Consider the following 3,211-nt stretch of genomic DNA (forward strand, 5'->3'; position numbering starts at 1 on the left):
ATGTTTAGAATTATCCTTCTGTCTAATCAAAAAAGAATAAGTCTGCAAGCTGTTTTCTTGCTTACAAACTTATTATACGAGGAGTGAATAGTGTGACAGAGGAAATGAAGTTTTTTATGTATTTATTGGAATATTATGCGTTCTATAAAAATAAAAAAACCAGGGATGTTTTGAATGAATGGGAAAAATGTGGTATTATACAGAAAATATATGACAACTATTGGCATTACCATACGGAAGCCATTGAAAATGCATATGCGGATATTGACAGTTTGATAGAAACTGGAAAATCTGTATGTTAGTTTAAGAGTTGAGGAGCTATCACTTAGAGCAGGAAAAGACTTCTGCTGTAGGCGATAGCTCCTTTTTTGTCGTAGAGCATATTACTCATTGAAAAACAGACGTGGATAATTAGATTTTTTGTTTGTTTTTGGAAAAAAACGGGAAGAAAATTCCCTTTTACGATTTGTAAATATAGTAATTTTGATGAAATAACCCTGTAATAGATACCGTTTTGTCAGGAATAAGGGCAAAAGATGTAATTCTTATTGAATTATGAAAAGAATGTCGTTATAATAAAGGACGATAAATCAAAATTAATTCGAAGAGTAATATGCTCTACGTGCAAATTCCGGCTCATCTGACCACGCATTCCGCTAAGAGCTGATCAGTCTTTCCGGATGTAACTGAACGCGTTTCCGCTTCAGCTGATCAATAAGTTTTCAACGTGTTATAGTTCTTTCGTAGTCATCAAATGATTGCGAAAGGAGGCATAACTATGCAAGACTACAACACGATTATCGGCTCCGTCCAGATGCGTTTGAATGGATGCCAGACCAGGTCCGTTATGGACCGTTACAAGATTGGCTCAGGTACATTAAATCTGATCATGAGCCGATACCATGCCAACGGAATCCCAATCGAGGAACTCCGAATGATGGCACCTAAGGAAGTTGAGAACCTTTTCTATCCGCAGAAAAATCTACAGAGGAAAGATGTCCCACTTCCAGATTTCCAGTATTACTATGACAGAATTCATGCACCAGGGAGCCGCATGAACATTTCGTTCTGTTGGCTGGATTATAAAGAAAAGAATCCTGATGGTTATGAGAAGTCACAGTTTTACGAATACTTCAACCGATTCATAGCAGAAAACTATGGTGGCCAGAAGGTATCAATGGCCGTAAACCGAATCCCGGGTGAAAAGATGTATATCGACTGGGTCGGTGATCAGCCGGAACTGTTAACAGATACCGAAACGGGCGAGATCAAAAAAGTCCATATCTTTGCGACCACTCTTGGAGTCAGCAGTCTGATCTATGCAGAAGCTTTTCCAAATGAGAAGCTCCCATGTTTTATAGAAGGCTGTGCCCATGCTGTTTCATTTTATGGTGCTGTTACGAAATACTTTGTGCCCGATAACCTGCGAACTGCTGTAACCAAGCACACAAAGGATGAACTTATCCTGCAGTCTACCTTTGCAGATCTGGAAGATTTCTATGAAACTATAGTTCTTCCACCACCCGCTAGAAAGCCGAAAGGCAAGCCTACAGTTGAAAATCATGTACGTTATCTTGAAATACACCTGGTTGAGAAACTGAAAGAAAAGATATATGTATCATTTGAAGACCTGAATGCTGAAATCAAAAAAATAGTAGCAGTCCTCAATAAACGATCTTTTCAAGGCAAGGACTTCTCAAGACAGGATGCTTTCGAAAAGTATGACAAACCATGTATGAAACCACTGCCAGGCGGATGTTACACGGCTTGCGACTATAAAGCGGTCCTAAAAGTTCCCAACAACTACCACATCGAGTATGACGGCCACTACTACTCCGTATTGTACTCTTACTGTGGCAAGCCTGCAATCCTGAAGGCAACCGCTTCAGAGATCAGGATCTGTGATCAGTATAATCGGCTGATCTGTACACATAAGCGGTCTTATAGAGAGTTTCCGCTGTATATCACGGTAGATGAACATATGCCGCCAGAACACCTTTATTACAAAGAAGTCAATTCAAAGGATGGTAATTATTACCGCCGCTGGGCTTCTGCCATTGGTCCTGCGATGTCAGAACTGATTGACAGACTCCTTAAATCATCAAAACATGAAGAGCAGTCCTATAATGCCTGTGCAGGTATCCTGCATAAAGTAAAAACAATCCCGAAAGGTGCTGCTGAAGAAGTTGCCCGTAAATGTATAGAGATCAATTCCTGTAAGTATTTTACCTTCAAGCAGATGCTGAAAAAGATGGATGTGAAGGAACTCCCCGAGCATTCACCAGGAACACTGCCCAATCATGAAAATATCAGAGGAAAGGACTACTATAAGTAAGGGTGATGTACTATGGCATACAGATTAAAAGACTATCTTTATAACGATAAACTCACAAAGGAACAGAACATACTCATGGATCGGCTGTATAAACTTCGCATGTCCGGTATGGCTGAAGCATTTGAAAAGCAGCTGCTGGAACCAAACACAGGTCTCGAACCATTTGAAGTCCGCTTTGCTGCTATTGTAAATCAGGAGTGGGATCAGCGTGAGAGTAAAAAGTTTAAACGTCTCATGAAGAAAGCGACCCTGAAATATCCTGCAGCTGATCTTGACAGTTCAATCTATGATCCAGAACGTCAGCTGAATACACACGTCATAGAACTTCTGGCCAAGTGTGATTGGATCGATGAGCCGAATAACCTGCTGATGACCGGAGGGGCCGGTGCTGGGAAAACGCACATCGCCTGCGCCTTATGTATCACAGCAATGCATCAGAACCGTACTGTTAAATACATACGTGCGAACACACTCTTAAAGGAATCAGATCATGCCAGGCAGGAAGGTACTTACTTTGAGTATTCGAATGAAATGGCAGCTTATGATCTCATGGTGATAGATGATTTCGGCTTAATGGATCTGGACATCGAGAAATGCCGCGATTTATTTGAAATCATCGAGTCCAGAGACTGCCGCAAGGCAACTATTATTATCTCACAGATTCCAGTATCCGGATGGTATCAGCTTTTTGGGGATTCCACCTACGCAGATGCCTGCTTAAGTCGAATGACATCTAAGGCATATCGCCTTGAATTTCCTGGCAGGGATCGCAGAATAACCAATAGTAATTAATCAACCTGCTGAGCTTTGCTCAGTTTGAAGCGGAATGGCGCTCCGTTCCTCTGGAACGGATGCGCAGTTCTTGCGGAATATGCA

General features: G+C 41.3%; 3 protein-coding genes. All 3 read left to right on the forward strand.

Going from position 1 to position 3,211, the window contains the following annotated elements:
- The first annotated feature begins 92 nt into the window (after positions 1-92).
- A complete protein-coding gene (locus OCV99_RS17895; RefSeq protein WP_158372375.1) occupies positions 93-302 on the forward strand; it encodes a DUF3791 domain-containing protein in 210 nt (69 codons plus the stop codon).
- 476 nt (positions 303-778) lie between these two features.
- The gene (locus tag OCV99_RS17900; RefSeq protein ID WP_158372377.1) at positions 779-2,335 is read left to right on the forward strand and encodes a Mu transposase domain-containing protein; all 1,557 of its coding nucleotides are present in this window, start codon (positions 779-781) and stop codon (positions 2,333-2,335) included.
- A gap of 12 nt (positions 2,336-2,347) precedes the next feature.
- Positions 2,348-3,127, forward strand: a complete 780-nt coding sequence (locus OCV99_RS17905; protein ID WP_055221200.1) for an ATP-binding protein — start codon at positions 2,348-2,350, stop codon at positions 3,125-3,127.
- Positions 3,128-3,211: the final 84 nt, after the last annotated feature.

The sequence above is a fragment of the Dorea acetigenes genome, assembly GCF_025567385.1.
Lineage (GTDB): Bacteria > Bacillota > Clostridia > Lachnospirales > Lachnospiraceae > Claveliimonas > Claveliimonas acetigenes.